This is a genomic window from Paenibacillus zanthoxyli JH29 (assembly GCF_000520715.1).
GTDB classification, from domain to species: Bacteria; Bacillota; Bacilli; order Paenibacillales; family Paenibacillaceae; genus Paenibacillus_AQ; species Paenibacillus_AQ zanthoxyli.
Genome location: NZ_ASSD01000241.1, coordinates 1 through 25905, shown reverse-complemented (window position 1 = coordinate 25905; position 25905 = coordinate 1). Strand labels below are relative to the sequence as shown.

Sequence of the window (25905 nt, the reverse complement as noted above, 5' to 3'; positions counted from 1 at the left end):
CAAAATAATGGCCCCGATTTTCTTCATTGTTCTCCTAGCCTCCCAGATAATTTAATTTATATGTTGTTTCTGTGATGCCCTGATTAGGAATAACCGTGTTAGTGCCCAAGATAAGCCATTTTGATTTCTTCCGAATCCGCCAATTCCTTGGCGTCTCCTTCCAATACGACTCTGCCGGTTTCCAGTACATAGGCGCGGTGGGCGATTTTGAGTGCCTGGTGCGCATTTTGTTCAACCAGCAGTACGGTCGTTCCGGCCGCGTTCACTTCCTGAATAATCTTGAAAATATCCTGTACCAGCAGCGGGGCGAGGCCCATGGACGGCTCATCCAGCAGTAGCAGCTTCGGGTGCCCCATAATTGCGCGCCCCATAGCGAGCATCTGCTGTTCGCCGCCAGACAGTGTTCCGGCCTGCTGCTTCTTGCGTTCCCGAAGTCTCGGGAATGTATTATAGACTTTCTCAAAATCGGCTGCTAAATTGCTGGAATCCTGCAAATAAGCCCCGAGTTCCAGGTTCTCTTCTACAGACATATTTGCGAATACGCGCCGACCTTCAGGGCAGTGAATCAATCCCTGCTTGACGATCCCCTGCACGCTCTGGTTCGTAATGGATTTACCCAAAAATTCAACGCTTCCCGTCTTCGGCTTAAGCAATCCCGAAAGCGTCTTAAGAAGCGTCGATTTTCCGGCGCCGTTAGCTCCGATCAGCGTGACGATTTCGCCTTGATTGACTTCGATGCTGAGGTCCTTCAGAGCGTGAATGGCTCCGTAGTAAACGTTGATTCCCTGTACTTTAAGCATAGCCTTTACGCCTCCTGTCCCAAATACGCTTCGATAACTTTTGGATTGCTCCGGATTTCGGACGGCGTACCGTTTGCGATGAGCATTCCGCGATCCAGAACATAAATCCGGTCGCAGACTCCCATAACAAGCGACATATCATGCTCGATCAGAAGAATCGTAAGGTCGAACTCCTTGCGGATCCAGGCGATGAGATTCATCAAATCACGCGTCTCATTCGGATTCATGCCGGCCGCCGGCTCGTCGAGCAGCAATAGCTTCGGTCCGGCCGCAAGCGCCCGCGCGATTTCAAGGCGACGCTGGTTGCCGTAGCTGAGATTGCCGGCAAGCTCTTCGCTTTGATCATCAAGATTGAATATTTTCAGAATATCCAGCGCCTTCTGCGTAATTTCGTTCTCCCCCTTAAAGTGCTTCGGCAGACGAAGCATGGAGGTGAACATGGAGTGCTTGGCATGCTGGTGAAAGGCAATTTTAACGTTCTCCAGCACCGTCATTGCCGTAAACAGACGGATATTCTGAAAGGTGCGCGCGGCTCCCTTGTGGTTGATCTTGTATGGTTTCATGCCGCCAACCGACTCATTGTTAAGGATAATACTGCCTGTGGAAGGCGGGTAAACACCGGTCAGCAGATTGAACAGCGTCGTTTTGCCGGCGCCATTCGGTCCGATCAGACCAATCAGTTCGCCTTTATTAATATGAAGAGAAACCTCGCTGAGCGCCTTAAGTCCCCCGAAGGAACGGCTGGCTTCCTTAACATCAAGAAGCACTGCTGTCGCTGATGCCGCCATTTGCCTTCGCCTCCTTTTTGCCGAGCTTCTTAAGAGAAAATTTCGTACTTCCAAGCAGACCGCCCGGACGGAAAATCATCATCAGAATGAGAACGATCGAATAAATAATCATACGCCATTCCGGGAAATCCCGAAGGTAAGTATACAGCAGGGTGACAAATACGGCGCCGACAATCGAACCGGCCGTACTTCCGAGTCCGCCGAGAACGACCATAACGAGAATTTCGAACGACTTCAGGAAGTTGAAGCTGCCCGGAGTGATAACGTAGAACGTATGAGCCGACAGACCTCCGGCCATCCCTGCGAACAGAGCGCCGAGTGTAAAGGCAATGACCTTGTACAGCGTCGTATTGATGCCCATGGCTTCCGCAGCGATTTCATTTTCACGGATGGCAAGACAAGCCCGCCCGTGAGTGGAGCGGATGAAGTTATTAATCAGCACAACCGTAATTAACATAAAGAAGAACATGATGGTCCATGTCGATTTGGCTGGAATACCGCTGAGACCCGAAGCACCGCCGACGTATTCCGTGTTGAGCAAGATAATCCGGATAATTTCCCCGAATCCGAGTGTCGCGATCGCCAAATAGTCGCCGTTCAGACGAAGCGTCGGTATCCCGATCAGTACGCCGCAAATCGCAGCAAGTATCCCCCCCGCAAGAATAGCAAGGATAAACGGAACGTCATAATCAAGAGTTAGAATTGCCGAAGTATAGGCGCCGACGGACATAAACCCGGCGTGGCCGATAGAGAACTGCCCGGTAATGCCGTTAATCAGGTTAAGCGATACCGCCAGCATAACGTTGACGCAGATCAGAAGGAGCATCGATCTTTGAACATCATCCAATACTCCCGTTGTTAGCAGAACTTGCACGATCCCATATAAGGCCAAGGCGACGATAATGCCCAGCCAGAATTTCTGATTTATCTTCTTCACGCCGCTTCCCTCCTATACTTTCTCCCGGACATTCTTGCCGAACAGCCCGGATGGTTTAAAGATAAGGATCAGGATCAATACGGCAAAGGCTACGCCGTCACGCCAGGAGGAATATCCGAGCGAGGAAATTTCAGTCTCTACCGTACCCAGCAGCAAGCCGCCCACAAGTGCGCCCGGAATGCTTCCGATGCCTCCAAGCACCGCAGCGACGAAAGCTTTCAGTCCCGGCATAACGCCCATAAGCGGGTCTACAGAGTTGTAGGTCATGCCAAAGATGACACCGGCCGCAGCCGCAAGCGCCGAACCGATGGCAAAGGTTGCCGAAATGGTACGGTCCACGTTGATCCCCATCAGACGCGCCGCTTCCATATCGAACGATACCGCCCGCATCGCTTTACCGGTCTTCGTATAACGTACAATATATTGCAAAATAATCATCAGAATAATCGTTGTAATCAAAATCATAACCTGGTTCGATTCTACCTGGATGGAAGTCCCGAACAATTGGAACTGCTTCTTCGCCAGAATATCAGGGAACCCTTGAGCTTGCGGTCCAAGCACGAGTACGCCGGTATATTCGAGCAAAAAGGATACGCCGATTGCCGTAATCAGCGCAGCAATCCGTGTGGATTTGCGCAGCGGCTTGTAGGCAAAACGTTCAATGGTGATACCAAGCAGCGCACTGATCGTCATGGAAAAAATCAGAGATATGATCAGGACCAAAACCGGAGGAAGACCCGCTGATGCCAGATATCTGGCGCTGAACAGTCCAATAAACGAACCAACCATAAACACATCCCCATGTGCAAAGTTGATCAGCTTAATGATCCCGTAAACCATGGTATAACCCAAGGCGATCAGCGCATAAATGCTGCCTACGGAAATCCCGTTAATTAACTGCTGAATAAAATACTCCATTGCCATCCCCTTTTCCCTTTTTCATTGTTATTCCCTCTTCTCTCTTTCATTCTTTCTTTTTAATGATGTTACCTATATTAACATATGTCCTTTTTTTCGTCACTAAAATTTTGAGGGGTTCCAAGAAAATTCGAAATTCGATGTTATAATTACTAACCTAATATGTAACAATTGAGTTACATAATGTAACCTATAACTAGAAAAGTGGAGGAATATGGCGTAAAAGAAAGAAAAACGAAGGTATAAATAGCGTGGAATATATTGCCTGAGTAAATACAAAGCTTTATTATGCAACATTTAATATAACATTTTTCACTTTAACGCATCAATTCTTCAAATAAATAAAGAGTTAATACGTCATATTTCTTCAATTAGTGATCATAAATCTGACCGTCGTTCTGCCGTTAAGCCGAAAGCTAACATGTACCCAACATAAAAAAGCCCCCTTATGGGAGCTGTCTCTTCTATTATAAAAATCAGCCGCACAATTCAGAAGAATTGTGGCGGAGAGAGAGGGATTCGAACCCTCGCACCGCTTACGCAGTCTAACCCCTTAGCAGAGGGTCCCCTTATAGCCACTTGGGTATCTCTCCAAGAAAATGGCTCCCCGAACAGGACTCGAACCTGTGACAACTCGATTAACAGTCGAGTGCTCTACCAACTGAGCTATCAGGGAACATTTTGATGTGAACAAGAAATAATTTATCATGATTTCATCCCTCAGTCAAGCGCAAGAACCTCCCCATTCGATGGAATAAGCACCCTGCCGAGTATTCCTCTCGCTTCAAGCCGTTCCCGCAGTTTATCTCTGGTCAGATGACAGTGGTTGATCGCATCCATATGGACGGCCACCACTTTCGTCGCGGGAGCATGCACGCACAGGCTTGTTATATCTTGTTCATTCATTGTAATGGGGTCTCCGCTCACAAACTGCGCTTCACCCGCATTTACGACCACGGTCCCCGGCTGATACCGGTCCAGCGCTTCCCGCACCTCTTCACACCAGATCGTATCTCCGGCGATATAAAGCACGGGCTCACCAGGCGCTTGGAGTATAAAGCCGGACACCGGTCCCATCAGCTTCCCGATCTCTCCGGTACCATGTCTGCCTCCTGTACGGATTAACCGGACTCCGCGGAATTCCGCCTGCTCATGGATAGGAGCAACCGCAGTAAACCCTTGTGCGCTGATCCGTTCCCCGTCCTCTTCCTGGCTGAATAGCGGAATGTCTTTTGCAAGCAGAGACGCAGCAGCTGTGTCCCAGTGGTCATTGTGAAAATGGGTTACAATTACGGCATCCGGTTTAAGCCACGTGTTCACTGGGCCGGGAAGGCCGACGAGCGGATTCCGACGTTCATTGTCGCTGTTTATAATCGGCGGGTAGGCTCCGGGCTCACCGAGCATTGGATCGATCAGGAAGACGGAACCCCCGTACTCCAGCCAAAGAGCCGCATGTCTTATTAATTGAAGCTTCATATGGATGTACTCCTTCTTTTTTATGAGTTCTGCTACAATTAAAGTATAATTTTCTGCATGGGTTGGAGTACATAATGCGGTGAAAGGATTACAGCGTATCTATTTTCATTCGGAAAGGAAATCACTTAAAGATGGGCCAAACGCTTTTAGACGAGATCGATCTGCTCATTCTGCGGCAGCTGATGCAAGACTCCACACTCAGCCACAAAGAGATTGGCAGGGCGGTGCATATGACAGGGCAAGCCGTCGGGGCGCGAATTCGCAGACTGCGGGAGTTGGGTGTAATTACAGGTTATTCGATAGGCTGGGACCCGGAAAAGCTGGGACTGAACGTGCATGCCTTGATCACGGTATTCCTGAATTCAGGAAGCGCCCATCAGACATTCCTGCAGTTCGTCGCATCCGAGGAGGAGATTGAAGAGGCATACCGCGTCAGCGGCGAGGGCTGCTATTGGATGCGGGTGCGCACAGAGAGCCCGGAACGGCTGAACGCGCTGCTCGACCGCCTGGTAAAGTACGGCAACTATAAGTTGAGCCTCGCTATAGGCCAGGTAAAATAGGCAGCGAACGTTTATATTCCATTAAAAAAGCGCCCACTGCCGCTCTATCGCTTCGCTTTGGGCTCGGCCCCTTCAATTACCGCAAGCTTCAGCGGACCGGCGCATTTCCCGCAGCGGTAGCGCAGCGGATTCACCTTACGCTTGCGGAGGTATTCCGCGCTGCACTGCGTACAAATGAGCTTATAGCGGTAAGGCATCGACTTCCGCACTTTCGCTCCGGGAAGGTTCCGGCAGTACCGGCTGCCTCCTACGCGAGCAAGCAGCGATTTAAAGTCGGCGTCCCGGTGGCGGTACCCTCTTTTTGCCAGATGGAGATGGTAGTGACAGAGCTCATGCTTAATAATTTTCTCCGTTTCCTCTGGCCCGTACGCCGCAAGCTGATGAGGATTAATCTCTATGTTATGGGTTTTCATAAAATAACGTCCGCCCGTAGAGGACAGTCTGCTGTTAAAAGACGCTTTATGGCGAAAAGGTAATCCGAAGCTTTCCCGCGACACCCGCTCAATCCAGCGCTGCAGTTCTTCGTTGGTCATGCTCATCATTTTGGCCGGCTCCGTTCTTTGACGCGCCATCCGGCGCTTGCTGCAATCTGTACTTGAATTGTAACTTGCGCATACGCTACACTTCAAGAAGGAAGACAAGGACGGAGGGAGAATGACTATGCCGAAAATGCGGTATGTAATTTTGCAGCAGAATCAGGAGCTTCAATTCGTGGAAATGCCGGAGGACTATGCGTATCAGCTTAGCGCGCTCAATCTTAGACTGAATAAAGAGATCGACAAGCTGACGGCCGAGAACGTGCCCGATTTACCGCTTGCGGTGGCCGAGTGCGATTCCCTGGAGCTGCTGCGCGAGCAGTATTCATTAGAGTCCGGGCTTGATTATATCAATCGGCTGGAGCGGGCTTTTGCCGCCATTCAAGAACAGAACTATCCGCTTATCTCCCTGCTGACGGAAATCCGGGCGCTTCAGGCGCAGCTTGAGCAGTGGTATGAAGAGGAAGAAGAGCGGGCTCATTAAGATCCGCATGCAAGAGAATCACCTGTAGCGTCTGGTCTCGAAAACCCTTCCGGACTGCGGCGGTATTCATACCATCTTCAGCTCATGGCGCACCATTGCCTACCTCTGCACATATGCTAACCTACGCAAGCACGCAGAGGAGGGATTCCAATGCCGCAATGGCTCAGCCATCAGCTTATGAAAGCCTATTACAAAAAGGACCGGAGACAGATCAAGCTGCTGAACGAGTGCTGGTTCTTTTACCGGGATTCCGCAGTAAAGCGTTAGGCCAGAGTCTGGTTCGACGCCCCACGGTCCGATAGCCGTTACCGGTTTGCCCCCGGCAAGCCTTAGAAATGCCTTTCAATCAGAATCCATCTCCTTCGTGAAGGGATGGATTTTGTTTTGTTCTTATGAAGAAATCAGAACTTAGGAAACAGATACATGACCAGAAAGTACAGGAATCCCAAGAAAATAATAAAGTATGCGGCATACTCGATAAAGGCGGAGGCGATAAGGCTGGAGTTTGCTTTCTTTGGAGTCTCCAGATGTTCCGCTTCCATACTGCTGTGTTGGTAACGCGGGTCCATGATCGATCGCTCCTTTTCTTTTTAGCCTTCATTACCCGGAGATATTTAAATTTAAACAAACAGCCGCCCCCGCTGTTCCCTGGATGCAGGCGGAAGCGGAAGTGCGGCTTATAAGACAGTTACCCGTTTGGATACCCTGTTAACGGAAGCATGCCGTGATCTACGGACAAGCCGGGTTTTCTAATTAAAGCTTCGTTTGGATGGCCAGGAGCCCTGCAGCTTGCGAACCAGCACAATTTGTCCCGTATGATAAGCATCATGCAGAATAAGGCTCATCACTTCTTCCCCGGGAGCATGCCCCGAACCGCCCCAATCATATACACCCTCCCCCAGCGCTTCAATAATCTCACGCAGGTCGGCATGGACTTGTTTGAGACGGAAAACCGCCTGCCCCCATGCTTCTTCACCGCTTTCCGTTACTGTAAATGTAGCATCATTGCTCTCCAAATACGGCGGATTGGGCAGGCCCTTCAGCTTCCGCAGCAGCCGATCCTTATAATAAGTCAGATGATTGACCGTCTCCCAAATGGAGTTGGCGGCTTCTCCCTGGGGCTTCCAGAGTGCCTGCTCACTGCTCACGCCATCCAGCGCATCCTTCAGCGGCGGCGCCCAATCCTCCTGATCCATCGCATAATCCCAGTTTTGGAGCAGAACCTCACTAATTTTATTTTGCATGTAAAGCTTCCTCCTTAATTGTAACTGTCTAAAATAGTAACAATGGTTACAAAAGAACTGTAACATACGAAGCGGGCAGAATACAAGTAACTAGCAAAACTTATTTTTAACTGTTACAATGTAGCTGTAGGAAAGGAAGGATCGATGATGCTGTGGGATGATTTCATTAACAGCTACTGGCGGGATTGGAGAACGGGAGACAAGAGCAAGGACACGGACCGTCTGGAAGATCCCCAGTGGGTGGAGCCTTGGCTGTCCGCACATGAACTGCCTGCTCTGCCTATGCCGGACTCCGGGCAATTGGATGAACTTAAGAAGCTGCGCGGCTATCTTTTCGATACCGTCCGGGAGGTAGTGGAGGGCAAAGAACCTGCCGGTCTGCCGGAAAAATTGAACCATTATATGGCGGCCGGTCCCGTCATGAGGCAAGCGGCAAGAGACGATGATGGACGAATTAAAGTGTCGCTGATGCCGCTGCGAGCTGACTGGGAACAGGTGATGGCGGAGATCGCCGCTTCTTTTGCCTCTGCCCTGGCAGAAAAAGAACCTTCGCGATTTCGCATCTGCGAGAATCCCGACTGTCTCTGGGTCTATTATGACGATACGCGCAATCGGTCCAAACGCTACTGTGACGATAAAGCCTGCGGCAATCTGATGAAGGTCCGCCGTTTCCGGGCCCGGAAGAAAGCGGAACAGTGAGCGGCTTCAGTTTGCAGCTTATACTTTCTTATATCACAAAAGAACGGCCCGGATTCTCCCGGACCGTTCTTTTGCTTTTATTATGAAACCATTATCTTTCTCGCTCTATATTAGACCAAAGAACGTTTAGCATTTACTTCGACCTGGTTCTCTACAAGCGGCTTCTTCCACACTCCGAATACCAGAGCGGAGATTACCGCGCCGATGGCAACCGCCAGCAGGAATAGCAGTGCATGGTTTGCGAGTGCGGCTACGAAGATGCCGCCATGCGGAGCCGGGATATTAATTTTCCAAAATTGAGTCAATCCCCCGGCAACGGCCGAACCCAGGATACAGGAAGTCAGAACGCGCATCGGGTCGGCAGCCGCAAACGGAATTGCGCCTTCCGTGATGAAGGACAGGCCGAGCACATAGTTCGTTATGCCGGATTTCCGTTCATCTTCCGTGAATTTATTCTTGAACAGTGTGGTAGCCAGTGCGATTGCCAGCGGAGGAACCATGCCGCCCGCCATAACAGCCGCCATCATCGCACCGTCGCCGGTGGATGTAAAGACGCCAATGGCAAACGTATAAGCAGCTTTATTGAAAGGACCGCCCATGTCAATCGCCATCATGCCGCCAAGGACAAGCCCCAACAGAACGGCGTTACCAGTTCCAAGATTGTTCAGAACCTCGATGAGGCCCGTGTTGATCCAGCTAAAGAACGGATCGAACAAGTAGTACATAATGGCGCCGGTAACCAGCAGACCGAATACAGGGTACAGCAGAATCGGTTTCAGACCGTCAAGCGTCTTGGGGATGCCCGCAAACACCTTGCGCAATCCGAGAACAACATAACCGGCCAGGAAACCGGCGGCAAGACCGCCAAGGAAACCGGCATTGGAGCTCGCCGCCATAAAGCCGCCGACAATACCGGGCATCAATGCAGGACGGTCACCGATGCTCATTGCAATGAAACCGGCGAGGATCGGAATCAGGAAGTGGAATGCTCCGTCTCCGCCGCCAATGGTTTGCAGAAGCTTAACAATCGGATTATCTACACTTGCAATCTGTTCAAACAAGAAGGAAATTGCGAGTAGAATACCGCCGCCGACCACGAAGGGCAGCATATGGGAAATACCGTTCATCAAATCTTTATAGATTTTGCTGCCGACACTGGGCTTGCCCGCAGGCGCCGCATCCGAAGCGGCTTTGCCTTGGCTGCGGTAGATCGGAGCATCGCCAGCAGCCGCTTTGCTAATCAGTTCTTCCGGCTTGCGGATGCCGTCGCTAACCGGTCTTTGCAGCAGCGGCTTGCCGTCGAAACGGGCCATTTCCACCTGTTTGTCGGCGGCCACGATAACACCGCTCGCCCGGCGGATTTCATCGGGGGTCAGCACATTCTTCGCGCCCTCGGAACCGTTGGTTTCGACGCGGATATTAATTCCCATCTCTTTGGCTTTCTTCTTAAGAGCATCTTCAGCCATGAAGGTGTGGGCAATGCCTGTCGGACACGCGGTAACGGCGACTACAAACGCTTCCATATTACTTGGATTGCCGACGATCATTCCGCTTGCTGCCGGCTGCTCTGCTTTTGCTTTTTCTTCCTGTTTGGCTTTTTCCTCTTCCGCCTTTTTGGCCGCTTCTTGCTCCTCCTGTTTGGCGTCGAAGAGTGCCGTTACGTCATCCGGCGTCTTGGTATTCTTCAGTTGGTCGATGAATTCAACGTCGATCAGCAGACGGGACAAGGCGGCAAGCGTACGCAGATGCGTATTAGCCGCGCCTTCCGGAGCGGCGATCATGAAGAACAGATGCGCCGGTTCACCGTCCAAAGATTCAAAATCCACGCCGCCGGCGCTTTTCGCAAATACAACCGTCGCTTCATTGACGGCTTTCGTCTTGGCGTGAGGCATGGCAATCCCGCCGCCGATACCCGTGCTGGACTCTTCTTCACGCTTCAGAATCATTTGCTTAAACAGCACCGGATCGTTAATCCGGCCGTTTGCGGCAAGGCTGGCAATCAATTCATCAATTGCCGCCTCTTTGGTTGTAGCCTTCAAATCCATGATCATTGTCTGTTTGATCATCAGGTCCGTAATTCTCATATAAGTTCAACTCCCTTGAATTCATAGGTGTGCATCACACGTCTTGCAAATGACTTTCCAACTAGTTACAGCTTACTGATCTGAACCTGCGGGCGCAGCCGCTCAATCTCCTCCTTCGTTGCCAGGTCATCGGAGAATGCAGTGGCGCTTCCCGAGGCAACTCCTGCACGAAAAGCCTCAATCGGATCTCCCGTAAGAAACAGCGTTCCGACAAATCCGGCTATCATTGAGTCTCCCGCGCCTACTGAATTTTTCACCGTCCCGGACGGCACCGTAGCGCGGTACACCTCTTGTTCGGTAATGAGCAAAGCGCCTTCGCCGGCCATGGAAATCAGCACATGCTTCGCGCCTTCTTCCAGCAGCTTGCGGCCGTACGTAATGATCTCTTCCACAGAGTTAATCGTAACGCCGTACAACTCGGCCAGCTCGTGATGGTTCGGCTTAACCAGCAGCGGTTTATGAACCAGAGCGTTCATAAGAGCCTTGCCGGTTGTGTCGATGACGAACTCCGCTCCGGACTGTCCACAGGCACGGGTAAGCTTTTGATAGAAATCTCCTCCAAGCGAAGGCGGGGCGCTTCCTGACAAAATGACAATGTCGTTCTGCTGCAGATGGGACAGTTTGTCCAGCAGCTGCTGCGCCTCCTCGTCGCGGATTACAGGACCAAGGCCGTTAATTTCCGTCTCGTCCCCGTGTTTGAGCTTAATGTTGATCCGGGTGTCATCCGCTACGAACACAAAATCACTCTTGATCGAGTCTTCACGCAATTTGTCCGCGATAAACCGGCCGGTGAACCCCCCGAGAAATCCGAGAGCCGTATTTTCGACCCCCAGTTGGTCCAGCACGCGGGAAACGTTAATCCCTTTGCCGCCAGGAAGCTTCAAATCCCGCTTCATCCGGTTCAAGTTGCCGAGCTTCAGGTCTTCAACCTCCACGATATAATCGATGGAAGGGTTAAGCGTTACAGTATAGATCATAATTTACCCCTCAATTATTTTGGTTTTACTTGCGATGGATTGGCGCAGCCTTTCCGGAACGGTATCCGTTATCACAACAGCTTCCTGCAAGTCGAACAGTTTGGCAAAAGCGACTTCGCCAAATTTGCTGGAGTCCGCAAGCACGTAAGTTTTGCCGGATAACTGGTGAGCCCGTCTCTTAATCAGCGCTTCTTCGGGATCAGGCGTTGTATAACCCATTTTGGCATCTACGCCATTTGTGCCCAGAAAGCATTTATCGAAACGGAAGTTCTCCATATTCTGAAGCGCAATGCTTCCGACTACAGCTTTGGTATGGCTCTTCATCATACCGCCGAGAAGGTAACTGGGGATTTGCTTCCTAACCAGTTCTTCAATGTGGGACAAGCCGTTGGTCACGACGGTCACACCTTTAGCGTCAATATGGGAAATCATTGCTAACGTTGTTGTTCCCGCATCTAGATAAATACATTCACCATCAAGCAGTTGAGCAGCGGCTAAAGAGGCAATGGAGTTTTTTTGCTGAATGTTCTTGGAGGTTTTCTCCTCCATGCCGAGCTCCTGGCTTTTATGAGGCAGCAGCGAAGCTCCGCCATGTACCCTTTTCAGCAAATTACGGCTCTCAAGATCAACTAAATCCCGTCGTACCGTCGATTCCGAAGCCCCGAGCATTTCCGTCAGCTCCTGCATTTTGACGACGCCCTTTTCTTGTAAGCGCTGTATTATCATTCCGTGGCGTTCTTCAGTCAGCATCTTCATTCCTCCAACTGACCATATAGTAACATAAATCAAGCAAAAAACAATCATTATTATCCAAAATCCATCAAAATTCTTCAAGCCTCGTTACAAAGTTGTGAACGCTTACTTTTTGCTCCCATGTCGTGGTAGCGAGTCGGTTTATTTTTTATACATTAGCGTATAGAAAATGATTTTTTCAGTTTACTTTTATAAAAAGCCAGGGTTCGTCATCTTGTTAGAAGCTTTGGTTATTAGTGGTGGTCTGTGCACTCGTGCGGGGTGGGACTCAGTAAGAGCATGATACAGCTAGGTTTTACGAATTTAAATCCACGCACCCGCATGGGGTGCGACGGTGTGTATTTGCTAAGCCTAACAGAGACTGCGGATATTTCAATCTACGCACCCGTATGGGGTGCGACTCTACCTTGACGGCCGCTCGATCCAGATAGGATTATTTCAATCCACGCACCCGCATGGGGTGCGACCAGGCGCTCCTTTGCTGCCTGTTCTTGCGCATCGAGATTTCAATCCACGCACCCGCATGGGGTGCGACCGTTTCCAGATCGTGTCTAGCAGCCACCGCAAGACATTTCAATCCACGCACCCGCATGGGGTGCGACTGTGAGGATGTACTACGCCTTCAAGGACGGCGCATTTCAATCCACGCACCCGCATGGGGTGCGACTCCAAGCACTGAAGTTGTTATAATCCTGTAATGTAGATTTCAATCCACGCACCCGCATGGGGTGCGACTCAGACCTCCGTTGACCTGCTCGGCAAACAACCGATTTCAATCCACGCACCCGCATGGGGTGCGACACCTTCGCTTCCAGCACTCGTTCGTCTCCTAGAGATTTCAATCCACGCACCCGCATGGGGTGCGACTGATTTATTGTTAAGTCAACGCCTAGGCGACATAATTTCAATCCACGCACCCGCATGGGGTGCGACATTACAAATATATAGTCGAATTCTCTGCTGAGGGATTTCAATCCACGCACCCGCATGGGGTGCGACACCAGTTACCAACGGCCGTCGCTACGTCAGCCAATATTTCAATCCACGCACCCGCATGGGGTGCGACTCTCTACCAAATAAGTATCCAATCTTACCATCTGATTTCAATCCACGCACCCGCATGGGGTGCGACGCCCTCTGCGTGGTTTAAAGCAAGAAAGAAGGCAGATTTCAATCCACGCACCCGCATGGGGTGCGACATATAGCCATAAATGGTCTCGGTTCCTTAGCTCACAATTTCAATCCACGCACCCGCATGGGGTGCGACTTTATTTTGTCAAAGAGAGAGGGCGGGGGAAAGCATTTCAATCCACGCACCCGCATGGGGTGCGACCTAAGGGCATCGTCATGCAAGTGGACCGGGAGCTATTTCAATCCACGCACCCGCATGGGGTGCGACACCTTGAGTAAGACGATCAAGACGACGAACAAGATATTTCAATCCACGCACCCGCATGGGGTGCGACTACATGAAAGACAAACTAATCCAGAATGGAGAATATTTCAATCCACGCACCCGCATGGGGTGCGACTTGGGCGTCGGCGCTGAGATCGTAAAAGTCCGATTATTTCAATCCACGCACCCGCATGGGGTGCGACGTCACGATCATTGAGAACAAACGGTAGGTCAATCATATTTCAATCCACGCACCCGCATGGGGTGCGACGCAAGATTTGTCCACGAAAGATGTATGATAACGGATTTCAATCCACGCACCCGCATGGGGTGCGACAATCAACAGATGCAGCACCAGCGCTGTATTCATTTGTATTTCAATCCACGCACCCGCATGGGGTGCGACCCGCCGTTGACTTGGCCAAGGTGTTGAGCTGATCATTTCAATCCACGCACCCGCATGGGGTGCGACGTAGCTGCCGCTGACGACGTGCTTGCCGCATTGCCATTTCAATCCACGCACCCGCATGGGGTGCGACGAAATGAATGGGATAAATCATGCTTGAGGGGGAGATTTCAATCCACGCACCCGCATGGGGTGCGACTTTGCTGTACAGCAGCCGAACGGGACGACGCTCTGATTTCAATCCACGCACCCGCATGGGGTGCGACGTCGGGTTTATTATGGATATAAACCGCATCCCCTGGGATTTCAATCCACGCACCCGCATGGGGTGCGACGATGGTAGCCTTGCCGTTTATCCTTCGGAGGGATACAATTTCAATCCACGCACCCGCATGGGGTGCGACGAGATTACGAAGCTGGATATATTCGGGCGGGCGAATATTTCAATCCACGCACCCGCATGGGGTGCGACGGCATTAGGGCTGCAGGTCAGCTTCAAAATACTGCCATTTCAATCCACGCACCCGCATGGGGTGCGACGCTTAGTTTTTCTTTTACCTCATCAGCAGTTAATTATTTCAATCCACGCACCCGCATGGGGTGCGACAGGGCCTGCGGGTAGTTGCCTTATGATGACCACGATTTCAATCCACGCACCCGCATGGGGTGCGACTCGGTTGGCAGCCCAAGTGGCAAAACTGCTCTTGGTATTTCAATCCACGCACCCGCATGGGGTGCGACATTTTCGCCGTAACCGGTAGTTAGCCTGGACGGTATTTCAATCCACGCACCCGCATGGGGTGCGACAACGTCTTTGTACATGCCGTTGGCTTGGTTGACGATTTCAATCCACGCACCCGCATGGGGTGCGACGTATCGCCCTTTGTATCAAGCATCCAAACTCGTGGATTTCAATCCACGCACCCGCATGGGGTGCGACGGCGAAAATGATTAAGATTGACCTGAGAATGGCATCAGTTCCTTCTATTTCCGCCAAAGATGTTGCAAAAGAAGTATAACTCCAGGGTTGACTTTTTTCAACAAACCGAAATTTTTCTACTTTTCGACAGATTTCGAGGTGCGAAGGACCCGGGGAAATCATGGGAGCTTGACATTCGCACCTTAAATAATCAGCGGGCTTTCCATGTCATATGAGCTTTTTGCGCCAATGTGTTCGACTTTGGTCTTATACTTGTCTCCCAGGTTATAGAAGCGCAGGCTGTCCGTCTCCTCGTCGATCAGTTCTTTCAGTTCAAACTTTAGCCGGCGGAACTGCGTCGTATCCACAATACATTCAAATACGGAGTTTTGGACCCTCTGCCCGTAATCCAGACACTTCTTGGCGACTTGCGACAGACGTCTTCTGCCCTCCGCGCTTTTTGTACTTACATCATACGTAATCAAGACCAGCATCTGAAAACACCTACTTCCATAAAAATGGAGGATACTCATCCAGATCTCCCCGAATGTACCTCGCCAGCAACAGCGCTTGTGAATAAGGCACAAGTCCCCAGGAGATCTTTTCGTTCAAGTAAGGATGAATGATTTTCTCCTGCTTTCGCTCCTGCCAACCCTTAATTACTTGCTTCCTGGTGTCATCGTCCATAAGGACCGCGCCGTTCTCTTTCCGGTAAAATCCCTTCGTATTGATAAGCTTTTTATTAATCAAGGATAAAACAAACCGATCCGCATAAACGCCTCTCAGTTCTTCCATCATATCCAACGCCAGCGAAGCCCTCCCCGGTCGATCTCTGTGAAGAAAACCAACGTAAGCGTCAAGACCAACGCTCTCCAGCGCCGACCTCACATCATTCGACAGCAGGGTATACGCAAATGAAAGCAGGGCGTTGATATTGTCCAGCGGAGGCCGCTTATTCCGACCACGGAAGAAAAAATCGTCTTTCTGCTGCAAAATCAGATCATCAAATACCGAGTTGTATTGAACCGCCGCAGAACCCTCTACTCCCCGCAAAATATCCAAATCTTCTACGCTATGAACCAGATTCATGCTTTCGGAAAGAGCGGCTGACACCTTCTTGATTCGTGGAATATCCAGCCGCAGCGCATAATCCCGCGTGGCACGCTCCAGTATCCATTTGGCGTTATAGATTTTGCCGAGAATAAAATTCCTCGCCACCAGCGCACTTCGGCGCTCATCGTCGGATATCCGGTACTGTTCCTTGCGGAGCACCACATTACCTCTGCTCTCACCGGTCACTCTAGCCAAGAAACGCCCGTTGCGGGTCATAAAAGTCAGACCGATACTTCGCTCAGCGCATGAACCCATCAATGCCGGACTTACCCCCGCGTACCCAAATGTGCAGACAGCTTCCAGATTATGCAGAGGATAGCGCCCCAGGATATTCTCTTCCTGCCGGATGACAATATTCTCACCGTCCAGTGACAGGTAAGTGTCCGGTGTCGTCACAAACAACGTATTCAGCAGTTTTTTCATTCGCTCAACCTGCTTTCAATATAGCTGGCAACGGACCGCTTCTTCAGCATCTCCGGCAGGCACACGTTATGCAGGGAGCAGCTTTGACAATGCGGCCCTGACTTTGCCTTAGGTGTATGTTTTTTCGCAAAATAATGATGCATTTCCTGCAAAACCGCCTTGACCTGCTCACGGTCTGACAGAGTAACGGGCACTTCAACCCGGTGCTTGGTTTCATTATAGTAGAGATAGCCGAGTGAAAGGTCGCAGGCCAGCATTTCCTCCAGACACATCAGTTGGGCAATCAACTGGGAGCGGTCCGAATCATTCTTCTTAGGCTTGCCCCGTTTGTATTCAACCGGATACGGAAGATACAGACCTTCCTCCCCCGAAAGCGGTATTCCCGCCGGATCTTGTACAAACTCCACCACGTCGCATATCCCCGTAATGCCCAGCGTCCCGGAATGGACGGGCAATGCACGCACGATCAGTTTATTCCCTCTTTTTTCACGATGAAGAGGTTGATCCGCAATTCGATGAACGTATGTACCTTCCAGCGTGCGGACATTCTCTTCCCATTGTTGTTCAACATGTATCAACGCCCACTGTCTACGGCAGAAGTTGAAATGCTGAATTCCCGAGAGCAGCAAATAGTCATCTTCGTTATAATCCGCCATATTCCCGCACTTCCAGTCCATCCAGCGGCTGAAGGGTGCAGGTGTAATCATTCTCAAAGGATTTGGGCTGAGCAACGCCTTCATTTAAATGAATTCGAAGAGAACGATGCACCTTGGCAGAAGAATATTGCCCTAGGCCGGACTTATGCTCCCACCAGTAGACTTTATTGACTTCCATGCTGCCGTCCGGACGCGCCGAGGAAGTATCATTTTCAAACAGGGTAACCAGCGCCTCGCGGATCTTCTCTGCATCCTCATAGGTGAAACCGGTTTTCCCTGCTAGCTGCGTATTAATGCTTCCGTAAAAAACATAAACACCAAAGTCCACTCTGTGCTTCATACCCATCGTGTCTGATCCTCTGTCTTTCCCCGGCTCGGAGTTCACACTTTTTGTAATTTGCATGCTTGTAATATCAATTGGACTCACACTTGTTGCTGTATGGATGGATACGGGACCTCTTACTCCTACTGAAACCCCAGCTCCTTTATCTGCTTTGAATGCAAAGACTTGACCGAAGCTGCGTACATCCAGCCATTCTTTACAGGCAATCCTGGCGAAATCGTCACTTGATCCGGTTTTAGATTTTAGTATATTCTCTAACTCGGCATTGGCATCGGCGCGTTCCCTCAGGCTGTTATATGAATCAGACTTCCGATCATTGGACTGAACAAAGATGGATTGTCCCATATCTTGCAGACGATTTCTTATTTTCCGTTTCAAAGCAACATCCGAAATTTCTCCATAACCGTCATAGTTTTGCCGCGGACGATTGCCATTCAAAGGGTCGCCGTTAGGGTTTGCTTTCGTAACGGATAGTACAACAGCAAAATCGATTTTGTGATCTAAAGTGGTCATGTTCTAGTTCTCCTTCTTTTTATAGAGTTCATGCCGCTGACTGTAAAAGCCCAATAAATATTTTCCGGATAAGGGCTTATTATTAAAATCATTGATCGAGATTTTTGAAGCCACTTCATCAATTAAGCTGGAATAATATGTTACTCTGGCTCCAAGTCTTGCCTGGTGCGGTTGTAAGCACGCTTGTATTGTTCTCCAGGTTCTTTCGGGATGCCTGGAAAAAGAATTCATGTACCGTATGGCATTCGTGGAACGCTTCTCATCATTATCTAATGCACGTCTTTCCAAGACATCGGCAATAGCCAGTAGTCGTCCAAATAAATAGTCACGATCATCATTTTCTGTGTCTAGCGGCATATTGTAACCCTCCTGTTTATTAATCAAGGCACATGTAATGCTGAGTGTCTTTTCCCACTCCCATTTCTCCATCGCTACAGGATTAGATGCCCGATGAAAAGCGCTTTTGACAATATCCTGCGGAATTTTTTGACCGTCCACTATACAAGGAAGGATACGTTCCATTAGCCCTTTGACTACTTTCTCATTTGCCTTCGGGCCATACGCGGCAAAGGCAATGTCTTTTGTAGCTGGCGCTCCGTAAAATTCAATCCGCTCATCCTGTTCATTCTTACGATAACGGTGAAGCCACACGCAAGTAGAATGCCACTCAGTAAGCTTATCCAAATAAAGATCCTTATCCATATTGCGATAATATAATACGGCAAGACGTCCGGTTGTTGCGGAATCAAGAACGAGAATATTCACATCTGATTTTGATTCGGAAGACAGTTTATTCCTGTAGCCATCCAAAGCCTTAGCCACTTCATCCGCAAACTCTTTGTTTGTATAACTTTTTTGTACTTTTACCTCTGCCGGCTCAGGATCAAAGGAATAATAATCTTCTGTAAGGTCCGGAATGTCGAGATCATCATTTCCCCATACCAAAAATACCCGCTGATCGATTATTTTTCCTTGACGATTAATCAGCCATTTTAATGCATTATGCGCTTTCTGAGATACCTCGTAGCTAATACTAGCGGCATCGCCGCTTTGAGTAAAACGCCCGCGAAACGTGAACCCGCTGGTGTCATTAGCCGATATCAGCTTCGCCTTGTCTGCCGAATGTCTGATTTTGTTCGCATGCCTTTCTGTGCTTGGGAGCATCTTTCCTGTGACGTAACAAAAATCATCTTTACCCAATAAATGACTGTAGTATCGAATGAAAGAATCATACATCTCCGGGTCCTTCCAAACCTTGCTTAGAATTTTATCGGGTGAGTATACATTAAATCGAATAAAGGCGCTTTCTTGTTCACCGGAAACCAATGAGAATATAGGCGGCTTTTCTTTATGTAAAGCTTCAAACTTCTTCTCCCATTTGTCTATGAGGTAACCGTCTGCATCAAGATACAATATGTTGTGAGCCACTAAATCTTCTATTAATTGCCGCTTGCTTAGGTAGCTATAGATACTTTTTACTTTGGCACAAGCATACGGTGAGTGCGCCCATTCCTCCAGTTGTTTAATATAAGCTCCAAAAGGCTCTTCTTTTTTTATCTTTCCGCCATATGCTACAAAATCTCCGGCCACATAACTTAACTTATCATGGAGCGGATAAGGTGCTACTTTCGATCCAGCTCGGCTGGCTGATTCCTCCGTACAAGGAATCAATGTGCTTGCATCGCCCTTTTCTATTACCGTTGCGGAGTGAAATTCGCCAGCTTCCGTGATCTCAACCGCGATATGCGCGTTTTGTGTGGTGTGAGAGAGGGGCAGTAGCGTATACTCACGATCGTTATATTTTTTTTCAATGGCTCCAACCCGATCCAGATTGGATTCATAGGTCTCATACAAGTTTAATAGCCAGTTCATGAATTCCCCCCCGCTTCTATTTGCGAAAGCAGTTCATCCGCCGCCTGGACATTGTTGTTATCGAACAGCTTCGGTTTCATATCAGCGATCTTGCGAACCTGGGTGCACTCTTCCGGTCTGATGAATCGGATAATACCGTCCTTCATAACCGGATTCCATAGCCGTACCTCCATCTCATCTCTGCCGGTCTCATCGGGATAATTGATGCCATGCACCATATTCCCCAGATGAATATCCCCGTAACCATCATAGAATCCAGGTTCCTCTTGGAAAACGCAAGGCTCTACATAAGCTTGACATTCACTGGAGCCTAAAAAAATATCTCTTCTTCCTCCAGCATGAAGAGCACGTTTAAGAATATTGTGATGCTTGTGTTCGTTGCGGTCATGCGCAAGCTCAGGACGGTTCAAGTTGAACTCAAAATGGGCGCGAACTTCATAACAAGGGTCCTTCAAGTAGGTATAATTGGCAAGTGTATTTCCCCCTCCGTAATCCATAGGGCGAATGCCTTTGGATTCCATGCGTATGGGGTTCATAATACGGACTTCATCGATCACAAAAAGCAGCGTAGGCTTCCAATATATCCCTTCCACGATCCCCTTCAATGCCTGATAACTCGGGACGCTGTAGGTCAATTTCTCCCCACCCAGTTTAGTTAGAGGATCGGTGAATAGTGCGTATTTTCCAAAAACTTTGAATTCAATCCCATTCCTCATCAGTTCTTCCGCCCCCTTCCTTATATGTTTCAAAAGTGTCTTTATAACCATAATATTCCTGCGTACTACTCTCTGTCAATATAGTTATTGGTATAAAGGTCTTATAGATTTAAGACCTAAGTCATGATAAATCGTCACTATGGAACACATTAGCAAAAACATAAATCAAATGGACTATCACTCTCAAGGTTTAGACCATATTCCTGATGATAGGCTCCTTCTTTCAAAGCAAACACTTTCCCATCAAGATAAGAGACCAAATCATCATTATTGTTTAATTGCTCTTTTTCATAGCTATATAGATGAATTGTGTATTGCTGAGCCTTTCGCAACAAACGTGTAAGGTCCTGAATGCTTCGCTGTCCGTTTAATTCCGAAATAATGTCCTTGCCCTCCCCATAAGGGACAATAACTGAGGTAGTATGATCGTCAATGACACGAAAGTGCTCGGCTGCTGTTTTATAACTATTGGCTAAAAACAAAGGCGGCCGTTTCTTATACTGGCTGCAATAAGCTTGATAGTACATGTTGTCTATTTTTTGGGATGACAGTAACTCCGTCATTTCCTTGCCCAGTTTGGGAATAGAATAATTTAAGCTCGATTCAAAGGCTGTATAAAACTCTTGGAAATATTTTTTCAGGGCATCAACAGACAGAATTTCCCCTCCATGACAGGTATGATCCCGCTTTAAATCAATGAGAATTTTCCTCGAAATCTCTTTACCTGCCTTGATTTCTTTCAGACGGTTCAAATTTTCTTCCTCATGATCAATAATATAAACCTGTTGTATCCGCTCCTCGCCATGCCGATTACATCTGCCTGCCGCTTGAGCAATCGAATCCAATCCGGCCAGGGAGCGAATAACACATTTAAAGCTCACATCGACCCCAGCTTCGATTAACTGTGTACTGATGCAGATTACAGGACTTCTATTTTCAAGATGCGTTTTTACTTCTGTCAGAATTTGCTTCCGGTGAAACGCACACATTGACGTGCTCAAATGATAAACAGGAATGGACATTTCTTGTTTTTTAAGTTGACGGTATAATGATTTTACGACCGTTTTCGTATTTAGGATGACCAGTACACTCTGAACCTCTCTGATCTTCGCCATGATGAAATCCGCGAGCTTATCGTTGTCAACCTGCTCACCCGTTGCCTTATCAACAATTTCCACCCGTTTGAATGCTTCATTGACATGATTCAAATTTCCTACCATTTCAGTCTCCGGTTCAATATTCAGCTTATATTGGACAAAATCCAATTCAGGCTGAGTGGCCGTACAAAGTACGATGCTGGAATCAGCATAGGTTTTCAGAAAATTTACGGCCTGATTAAACAGAGAAACACATGGAACGGGAACTTTCTGTACTTCATCAAATATAATGACCGACTTGCTTAAGTTATGCAGCCTTCGAATATTTCTGCTTCCGTCGGCATAAAACACATTCAAAAATTGAACCATCGTCGTAAAAATAATCGGCACTTCCCAATTATCTTTAGCCAATTTTAATTTTAGTTGTAAATTTATTACACCATCTTCTTGCTCATCATCCTCATTCGTTTCTTCTACCACATTGGAGTGATGCTCTAGAATGTGAGCCTCATCCAATAATATTTTACGTACTTCTTCTGCATTCTGCTCAATAATGGTTGTGAAGGGCACGACGTAAATAATGCGTTCTTTTTGAGAATGGATGGCGTGCTGTAGTGCATACCTCAAGCTTGCCAGTGTCTTTCCTCCGCCGGTGGGTATCGACAGGGTATAAATGCCAGAGGACCTCAACGCAAATAGGTCACACTGATCCGACATTTCTCTTCTTAGAAGATTAATAGGCGATTGGGCACCGTCTTGTTCCGCGAATGAGTCGACTTTTGCCATCAATCTCTTGTAATATACTTTAAATAATTCTTCTTGATTCACAGATTCATCGAGCTTGTTTTCTTCAAAACAACGGGTATTCGTCCGGTCTGCATCTACCAAGGCACTAAAAATAAATTTTGTCAGGAGCATTAATTGATGTTCCCTGCTTGTCGAAGAGTCTTTCTTAAGATATGCATCCAATTCAACGGCAGCTTTATCAACATATCGACTAAATTCCGCCTCATTAATGACAAGCTTAAAAAAGTTAGTTTTTGCCCGATCAAATTCATCAAGCTTCTTGTCACGAACGCGCTGTAGATAGTTAGATTCCAAATCGGGATTCAAAAAATCTTGAAGATAAGAATGATGAGATATGATCGCATTCCCTACAACCTCAGCCAAAATTACCTTATTTATGCTGTCCGCTCGACTTGAATTGTCTTTTGATGGGTCATGGAATAACTCGAATAGTAATTTTCCGCCTGCGGTGGAGTGATCCACACTGCCTCTTTTCGGTGCAGCATTAGGATTATTCACAGCCATTAATATGTAGTTCTTAAATTCTTCTGTGTATTTCCCCAAGTCATGAAGCATGCCAGCGAGTCCAGCAATATGTCTAACATCTATTTTGTCACCATACGATTCTGCTAATGCTTGTACTCCTAATAAATGCTCAGCAACAGTCTGCACCTTCTTGTCACTTTCCCGGATGTGGGCAATATACTCCATTTCTTTCCCTCCAAGTAAGCATTTTTTCATAACGAGAATAGGAAATATCCGATTTGTTTCCACCCCTCGTGAGCGGTGCTTGGCTTTTAATCCCCAACCGCGAAATGCGCTGCATGACCTGCTCCTCCACATCAATTTGAGGTATCCGCTTCGTGTCGACTGAAGCTTGAATTATATCTCGGTATTCATGACCGACATCTCTTCTCAAATGGACTGCCCCCTTTGGTTTCATTTCCTGCCGGACCTTTCGAATGATTCGCTTCATCCGCTTGTTCAGTGCATTTGCACTTATATTAAGAATATCACTCATCTCTACATAGCTCTTCTCTTGGAATTCCCTGAGCATAAGAATATCCCGTTCCTCCAGTTCCTGTTCCGGTCCCACCGTCTCCTTTCCCGAACCTAAAGTGGGTATAAGCTTTCGATGCAGCCTCTGCCTCCGTTACAAGTTAAGACAATGATTATATGCAATGCGATAGAGCCAGGCCGAGAAATTCACAGTAATCTTGTAACGCCCAATAGCACGAAAGGTCTTGACCAATATATCTTGCACCGCATCCTCGCATCCCCCGCCTCCTGCCTATTGCCGAGCAACCAATAACAATAGCCGAAAATCTGCTGCTGGTATGCTCTTACAATCAGCGAATATTGTGCTGTGTCTCCTTCTTGAATCCTAACAATCAATGATTCCAACTCGGTGCTTTCCAATATTTCGCTTGGCGAATGAAGCCCCCTTTAACTTTATATCTTAATAACACATAGAGTTTGAAAAAAAGTGCCTTTCGCACATCGACGACAAAGAAAAAAAGGCCGCTCCCGAACATTAACAGGGAGAACAGCCTTGTTCTGCCGTTCTAAGGGGGATGACAGAAGACCCATTTTATTAATACGGCAGCAAAACGGCTTCACTAACTTGAATTCTCTCAGAATTTTCTGACAATTTAGAGGCTAAGCGTCCACGGCTGCTCTGACGGAACACAACATGGGATAGCCCAAGAATCGCGTTCAAGTGAAAATATCCCTCCCTATCGATGGCACAGTTGGCCTACATAGGTATTTCAATCTGTGAATTCACCACGGGGAGCGACAGGTACCCCAAAAAACCTTTCCGCAAGGGGTTCAGCCCCAAAAAGTGCGAACCTCTGTAAGGGGCAAAATAAAGCGGCCCAATATATACAAAATACCGCGAAATCCCTTGTCCCGCAAGGGGTGCGAACCTCCCGGGATTTTCATGTGCACTTGGGGTTCGCACTTAAAAGTTGGACAATCTTTCACCTCCCTGCAACCTTTTCGCCGTATTGGGCATCTATGAAGATAAGAGGTGAATAATGATGAGTAGATACACATTTAGGCATAATGCCAAAAAAATGACCATAGCATGCGGGATTTTGGCGGCGTCGGTGTTATTCGGGGCGTCGGCTTTCGCTTTTTCCGACCTGAAGGGAGATCCAGCTAAAGCCAAGATTAACGCATTGCATGAATCCGGGGTGATTAACGGAGTGACCAGTCAGCTCTTTGCTCCCAAGTCCAAAATGACATACGGCCAAGCCATCCAGCTAATCGTCAGCGGGCTTGCGCTTAAGCCAAATCCGGTGCCGGGCAGTCCGTCCAAGGCCAGCGATTATTTTGCCAAGGTCGAGGACAAGTCATGGTATGCCTCTTCCTTCCTGATTGCCGTCCAGAATGGCCTGCCGCTTGACAAGACGGTCAATCCGAATGCGGCGGTTTCCCGCGCCACTTTTGCACAGCTGCTGGATGCGGCCTTGAAGGCCAAGGGCGATTTTCCGGTAACTCTAATGTATGTCGATATCGCCGATGGCGGCAAGCTGAGCGCGGAGGTAAGCAGCAGTCTCCAGACGCTCCTCAACATGCGTATTATTTCGCTGGAAAATGGGGGCAAATTCCGTCCGGATGACGCCGTTACCCGTTCGGAGGCAGCCGCCTGGGTGCATGATGCGAGGGCCTTTGTCCAGCACATGTCGGGAACGGCCAACAATGGAGACGATTCCGTAAGCTCGCCCGCAGACATCAAGGTGGAAAAAGCGGCTGACGGCGTGAACAAAGTGTCGATAACGGTGGGCAATCTGCCCAACCCGGGCTACGGCCTGTCGATTTCAAAAATCGAGTTTGGCGAGGGGAAAAAGGCTGTCATTTATTATGAAGTCACCAAGCCGGGACCGGGCATGTATGCACAGGTAATATCCAAAGCGACAGCCGTTGCTTATCTGCCGGAAGGCTATTCGGCTAGCGCCAAGCCTGTGCCCGGATCGTATACGCCGCCGGAGCCGGACTCTCCGCAGTTCTGAGACTCCGTACCAAGCTTGCGGGAAGGTGGTAGTGGCGGCAGCTTTCCTTCCGGTCCGGGACTTTTCCCGTCAGGAATCAAAAAAACCTCCAGAACGCTTCCCGGTCCAACCTTCTTGCTGGTTGGACCGGAGCGAACCGGAGGTTTTTTTATTCGCCGCGCGGCGGGCGCATGGTCAGGCTGACCCGGCCTTTTTTGAGATCGACGCTGAGGACCCAGACGGTCACATTATCGCCAACGGATACGACGTCCATCGGATGCTTGACGAAGCTTGAACTAAGCTGGGAAATATGCACCAGCCCGTCATTCTTGATGCCAATATCGACGAAGGCGCCGAAGTCGATGACATTGCGCACCGTACCCTGCAGCTCCATGCCCGGCGCCAAATCCTCA

26 protein-coding genes, 2 tRNA genes and 1 CRISPR repeat array are annotated in these 25905 nt (G+C 48.8%); of the genes, 5 read left to right on the top strand and 23 right to left on the bottom strand.

Annotated features, from left to right (window positions below):
- Window positions 1-98: 98 nt before the first annotated feature.
- The 7 genes from L691_RS0108950 to L691_RS0108920 all read right to left on the bottom strand — a co-directional run bounded on the left by L691_RS0108950 (window position 99) and on the right by L691_RS0108920 (window position 4919).
- On the bottom strand, window positions 99-800 hold the full coding sequence (locus L691_RS0108950; protein ID WP_025690080.1) for an ABC transporter ATP-binding protein: 702 nt from the start codon (window positions 798-800) through the stop codon (window positions 99-101).
- A 5-nt stretch (window positions 801-805) separates the two neighbouring features.
- Window positions 806-1588 carry an ABC transporter ATP-binding protein gene (locus L691_RS0108945; protein ID WP_025690079.1) on the bottom strand — a complete coding sequence of 261 codons (783 nt, stop codon included), beginning with the start codon at window positions 1586-1588 and terminating at the stop codon, window positions 806-808.
- A complete protein-coding gene (locus tag L691_RS0108940; protein WP_025690078.1) occupies window positions 1557-2525 on the bottom strand; it encodes a branched-chain amino acid ABC transporter permease in 969 nt (322 codons plus the stop codon). Before L691_RS0108940 ends, L691_RS0108945 begins: the two co-directional genes overlap by 32 nt.
- Window positions 2526-2537: 12 nt before the next feature.
- The gene (locus L691_RS0108935; RefSeq protein WP_408634740.1) at window positions 2538-3365 is read right to left on the bottom strand and encodes a branched-chain amino acid ABC transporter permease; all 828 of its coding nucleotides are present in this window, start codon (window positions 3363-3365) and stop codon (window positions 2538-2540) included.
- Window positions 3366-3944: 579 nt separating this feature from the next.
- A tRNA-Ser gene (locus L691_RS0108930) sits at window positions 3945-4036 on the bottom strand.
- A 7-nt stretch (window positions 4037-4043) separates the two neighbouring features.
- Window positions 4044-4119 (bottom strand) — tRNA-Asn (locus tag L691_RS0108925).
- Window positions 4120-4163: 44 nt separating this feature from the next.
- The gene (locus L691_RS0108920) at window positions 4164-4919 is read right to left on the bottom strand and encodes an MBL fold metallo-hydrolase (protein ID WP_025690075.1); all 756 of its coding nucleotides are present in this window, start codon (window positions 4917-4919) and stop codon (window positions 4164-4166) included.
- 131 nt (window positions 4920-5050) lie between these two features.
- Between L691_RS0108920 and L691_RS0108915 the strand changes: the two genes are divergently transcribed.
- Window positions 5051-5479 carry an Lrp/AsnC family transcriptional regulator gene (locus L691_RS0108915; RefSeq protein ID WP_025690073.1) on the top strand — a complete coding sequence of 143 codons (429 nt, stop codon included), beginning with the start codon at window positions 5051-5053 and terminating at the stop codon, window positions 5477-5479.
- A 44-nt stretch (window positions 5480-5523) separates the two neighbouring features.
- On the opposite strand, the gene L691_RS0108910 is transcribed toward L691_RS0108915, so the two are convergent.
- Complete coding sequence (locus L691_RS0108910; protein ID WP_025690071.1) at window positions 5524-6012, bottom strand: SprT family protein; 489 nt, start codon at window positions 6010-6012, stop codon at window positions 5524-5526.
- Window positions 6013-6139: 127 nt separating this feature from the next.
- Here L691_RS0108910 and L691_RS0108905 point away from each other — a divergent pair, with 127 nt between their 5' ends.
- Complete coding sequence (locus L691_RS0108905) at window positions 6140-6499, top strand: hypothetical protein (protein WP_025690069.1); 360 nt, start codon at window positions 6140-6142, stop codon at window positions 6497-6499.
- A gap of 150 nt (window positions 6500-6649) precedes the next feature.
- Entirely contained in the window at window positions 6650-6766 is a 117-nt protein-coding gene (gene cmpA, locus L691_RS31910; protein ID WP_090834029.1) for a cortex morphogenetic protein CmpA, read from the top strand.
- 134 nt (window positions 6767-6900) lie between these two features.
- Here cmpA and L691_RS31905 read toward each other — a convergent pair whose 3' ends face one another.
- Window positions 6901-7068, bottom strand: a complete 168-nt coding sequence (locus tag L691_RS31905) for a hypothetical protein (protein ID WP_156934200.1) — start codon at window positions 7066-7068, stop codon at window positions 6901-6903.
- 180 nt (window positions 7069-7248) lie between these two features.
- Window positions 7249-7743 (bottom strand): DinB family protein, encoded by a 495-nt coding sequence (locus L691_RS0108890; protein WP_025690068.1) that lies wholly within the window; start codon window positions 7741-7743, stop codon window positions 7249-7251.
- 144 nt (window positions 7744-7887) lie between these two features.
- Here L691_RS0108890 and L691_RS0108885 point away from each other — a divergent pair, with 144 nt between their 5' ends.
- Entirely contained in the window at window positions 7888-8442 is a 555-nt protein-coding gene (locus tag L691_RS0108885; RefSeq protein WP_332249070.1) for a CGNR zinc finger domain-containing protein, read from the top strand.
- Between the two features lie 110 nt (window positions 8443-8552).
- On the opposite strand, the gene L691_RS0108880 is transcribed toward L691_RS0108885, so the two are convergent.
- The 12 genes from L691_RS0108880 to L691_RS33485 all read right to left on the bottom strand — a co-directional run bounded on the left by L691_RS0108880 (window position 8553) and on the right by L691_RS33485 (window position 23760).
- On the bottom strand, window positions 8553-10526 hold the full coding sequence (locus tag L691_RS0108880; protein WP_025690066.1) for a PTS fructose transporter subunit IIABC: 1974 nt from the start codon (window positions 10524-10526) through the stop codon (window positions 8553-8555).
- A 65-nt stretch (window positions 10527-10591) separates the two neighbouring features.
- Complete coding sequence (pfkB, locus tag L691_RS0108875) at window positions 10592-11503, bottom strand: 1-phosphofructokinase (RefSeq protein ID WP_025690065.1); 912 nt, start codon at window positions 11501-11503, stop codon at window positions 10592-10594.
- Window positions 11504-11506: 3 nt separating this feature from the next.
- Window positions 11507-12253 (bottom strand): DeoR/GlpR family DNA-binding transcription regulator, encoded by a 747-nt coding sequence (locus tag L691_RS0108870; protein ID WP_025690063.1) that lies wholly within the window; start codon window positions 12251-12253, stop codon window positions 11507-11509.
- A 304-nt stretch (window positions 12254-12557) separates the two neighbouring features.
- Window positions 12558-14998: direct repeats of the CRISPR family, unit length 32 nt; unit sequence ATTTCAATCCACGCACCCGCATGGGGTGCGAC.
- Window positions 14999-15180: 182 nt separating this feature from the next.
- Window positions 15181-15471, bottom strand: coding sequence for a CRISPR-associated endonuclease Cas2 (gene cas2, locus L691_RS0108865; RefSeq protein WP_025690062.1), 291 nt, complete (start codon window positions 15469-15471; stop codon window positions 15181-15183).
- A 10-nt stretch (window positions 15472-15481) separates the two neighbouring features.
- A complete protein-coding gene (gene cas1c, locus L691_RS0108860) occupies window positions 15482-16513 on the bottom strand; it encodes a type I-C CRISPR-associated endonuclease Cas1c (protein ID WP_025690061.1) in 1032 nt (343 codons plus the stop codon).
- Window positions 16510-17169: a CRISPR-associated protein Cas4 gene (gene cas4, locus L691_RS0108855; protein ID WP_025690059.1), complete on the bottom strand. Its 660-nt coding sequence runs from the start codon at window positions 17167-17169 to the stop codon at window positions 16510-16512. The genes cas1c and cas4 overlap by 4 nt, the downstream gene beginning before the upstream one ends.
- Window positions 17156-18025 carry a type I-C CRISPR-associated protein Cas7/Csd2 gene (gene cas7c, locus L691_RS0108850; RefSeq protein ID WP_025690057.1) on the bottom strand — a complete coding sequence of 290 codons (870 nt, stop codon included), beginning with the start codon at window positions 18023-18025 and terminating at the stop codon, window positions 17156-17158. The genes cas4 and cas7c overlap by 14 nt, the downstream gene beginning before the upstream one ends.
- 3 nt (window positions 18026-18028) lie before the next feature.
- Complete coding sequence (gene cas8c / locus L691_RS28370; RefSeq protein ID WP_036736255.1) at window positions 18029-19897, bottom strand: type I-C CRISPR-associated protein Cas8c/Csd1; 1869 nt, start codon at window positions 19895-19897, stop codon at window positions 18029-18031.
- Window positions 19894-20613, bottom strand: a complete 720-nt coding sequence (cas5c, locus tag L691_RS0108840) for a type I-C CRISPR-associated protein Cas5c (RefSeq protein WP_025690056.1) — start codon at window positions 20611-20613, stop codon at window positions 19894-19896. Before cas5c ends, cas8c begins: the two co-directional genes overlap by 4 nt.
- A gap of 149 nt (window positions 20614-20762) precedes the next feature.
- A complete protein-coding gene (locus tag L691_RS0108835) occupies window positions 20763-23207 on the bottom strand; it encodes a CRISPR-associated helicase/endonuclease Cas3 (protein WP_025690055.1) in 2445 nt (814 codons plus the stop codon).
- The gene (locus L691_RS33490) at window positions 23176-23592 is read right to left on the bottom strand and encodes a sigma factor-like helix-turn-helix DNA-binding protein (protein WP_025690054.1); all 417 of its coding nucleotides are present in this window, start codon (window positions 23590-23592) and stop codon (window positions 23176-23178) included. The genes L691_RS0108835 and L691_RS33490 overlap by 32 nt, the downstream gene beginning before the upstream one ends.
- A 57-nt stretch (window positions 23593-23649) precedes the next feature.
- Complete coding sequence (locus L691_RS33485; protein WP_084654004.1) at window positions 23650-23760, bottom strand: RNA polymerase sigma factor; 111 nt, start codon at window positions 23758-23760, stop codon at window positions 23650-23652.
- A gap of 775 nt (window positions 23761-24535) precedes the next feature.
- Here L691_RS33485 and L691_RS0108825 point away from each other — a divergent pair.
- Window positions 24536-25513, top strand: coding sequence for an S-layer homology domain-containing protein (locus L691_RS0108825; protein WP_084654002.1), 978 nt, complete (start codon window positions 24536-24538; stop codon window positions 25511-25513).
- Between the two features lie 148 nt (window positions 25514-25661).
- Here the strand turns inward: L691_RS0108825 and L691_RS28365 are convergent.
- On the bottom strand, window positions 25662-25905 hold a 244-nt coding region (locus L691_RS28365; protein ID WP_036736253.1), incomplete at its 5' end, for a S1 RNA-binding domain-containing protein.

Bases quoted from the DNA above. Each gene is read 5' to 3' on its own strand.
- L691_RS0108950 (WP_025690080.1), bottom strand. From the start codon at position 800: ATGCTTAAAGTACAGGGAATCAACGTTTACTACGGAGCCATTCACGCT.
- L691_RS0108945 (WP_025690079.1), bottom strand. From the start codon at position 1,588: ATGGCGGCATCAGCGACAGCAGTGCTTCTTGATGTTAAGGAAGCCAGC.
- L691_RS0108935 (WP_408634740.1), bottom strand. From the start codon at position 3,365: ATGGTTTACGGGATCATTAAGCTGATCAACTTTGCACATGGGGATGTG.
- L691_RS0108920 (WP_025690075.1), bottom strand. From the start codon at position 4,919: ATGAAGCTTCAATTAATAAGACATGCGGCTCTTTGGCTGGAGTACGGG.
- L691_RS0108915 (WP_025690073.1), top strand. From the start codon at position 5,051: ATGGGCCAAACGCTTTTAGACGAGATCGATCTGCTCATTCTGCGGCAG.
- L691_RS0108910 (WP_025690071.1), bottom strand. From the start codon at position 6,012: ATGACCAACGAAGAACTGCAGCGCTGGATTGAGCGGGTGTCGCGGGAA.
- L691_RS0108905 (WP_025690069.1), top strand. From the start codon at position 6,140: ATGCCGAAAATGCGGTATGTAATTTTGCAGCAGAATCAGGAGCTTCAA.
- cmpA (WP_090834029.1), top strand. From the start codon at position 6,650: ATGCCGCAATGGCTCAGCCATCAGCTTATGAAAGCCTATTACAAAAAG.
- L691_RS31905 (WP_156934200.1), bottom strand. From the start codon at position 7,068: ATGGACCCGCGTTACCAACACAGCAGTATGGAAGCGGAACATCTGGAG.
- L691_RS0108890 (WP_025690068.1), bottom strand. From the start codon at position 7,743: ATGCAAAATAAAATTAGTGAGGTTCTGCTCCAAAACTGGGATTATGCG.
- L691_RS0108885 (WP_332249070.1), top strand. From the start codon at position 7,888: ATGATGCTGTGGGATGATTTCATTAACAGCTACTGGCGGGATTGGAGA.
- L691_RS0108880 (WP_025690066.1), bottom strand. From the start codon at position 10,526: ATGAGAATTACGGACCTGATGATCAAACAGACAATGATCATGGATTTG.
- pfkB (WP_025690065.1), bottom strand. From the start codon at position 11,503: ATGATCTATACTGTAACGCTTAACCCTTCCATCGATTATATCGTGGAG.
- L691_RS0108870 (WP_025690063.1), bottom strand. From the start codon at position 12,253: ATGCTGACTGAAGAACGCCACGGAATGATAATACAGCGCTTACAAGAA.
- cas2 (WP_025690062.1), bottom strand. From the start codon at position 15,471: ATGCTGGTCTTGATTACGTATGATGTAAGTACAAAAAGCGCGGAGGGC.
- cas1c (WP_025690061.1), bottom strand. From the start codon at position 16,513: ATGAAAAAACTGCTGAATACGTTGTTTGTGACGACACCGGACACTTAC.
- cas4 (WP_025690059.1), bottom strand. From the start codon at position 17,169: ATGGCGGATTATAACGAAGATGACTATTTGCTGCTCTCGGGAATTCAG.
- cas7c (WP_025690057.1), bottom strand. From the start codon at position 18,025: ATGACCACTTTAGATCACAAAATCGATTTTGCTGTTGTACTATCCGTT.
- cas8c (WP_036736255.1), bottom strand. From the start codon at position 19,897: ATGAACTGGCTATTAAACTTGTATGAGACCTATGAATCCAATCTGGAT.
- cas5c (WP_025690056.1), bottom strand. From the start codon at position 20,613: ATGAGGAATGGGATTGAATTCAAAGTTTTTGGAAAATACGCACTATTC.
- L691_RS0108835 (WP_025690055.1), bottom strand. From the start codon at position 23,207: ATGGAGTATATTGCCCACATCCGGGAAAGTGACAAGAAGGTGCAGACT.
- L691_RS0108825 (WP_084654002.1), top strand. From the start codon at position 24,536: ATGATGAGTAGATACACATTTAGGCATAATGCCAAAAAAATGACCATA.